This window comes from Streptomyces incanus (assembly GCF_042656345.1).
GTDB classification, from domain to species: Bacteria; Actinomycetota; Actinomycetes; order Streptomycetales; family Streptomycetaceae; genus Streptomyces; species Streptomyces incanus.
Genome location: NZ_JBHSPC010000177.1, coordinates 1 through 504 on the forward strand (window position 1 = coordinate 1; position 504 = coordinate 504).

Annotated in this window: 1 protein-coding gene; it reads left to right on the plus strand. The window is 68.7% G+C overall.

The genetic code is table 11. The annotated features are described in order from the left end of the window. On the plus strand, positions 1-504 hold a 504-nt coding region (locus ACFP2V_RS38535; RefSeq protein ID WP_381221404.1), incomplete at both ends, for an ISAs1 family transposase.

Sequence of the window (504 nt, forward strand, 5' to 3'; positions counted from 1 at the left end):
GCGGTCGCGCGCGATCGCTGTCGACGGCAAAGCGCTCAAAGGCTCAGCCCGTCTCACCGCGACGCGCAGGCATCTGCTCTCCGCGGTCACTCACGGCACCGTCGTGACCCTCGCCCAGGTAGAGGTCGGCGCGAAGACGAACGAAACCACACACTTCCGGCCGCTGCTGGCACCGCTGGACCTGACCGGCACCGTCGTCACCTTCGACGCCCTGCACTCGGTCAAGGCGAACATCTCCTGGCTGGTCGAGACCAAGAAGGCACACTACATCGCCGTGATCAAGACCAACCAGCCCACCGCCTACGCCCAACTCGCGGCCCTGCCCTGGCAGTCCATCGCAGTCCAGCACACCGCCTCCGGGGCCGGACACGGACGCCGCGAGTCCCGCTCGATCAAGACGTGCGGGATCGCCGACGAACTCGGCGGAATCGCCTTTCCCCACGCCCGCCTGGCCATCCGCGTCCACCGCCGCCGCAAGCAGACCGGCCGGCGTGAGACCCGTGA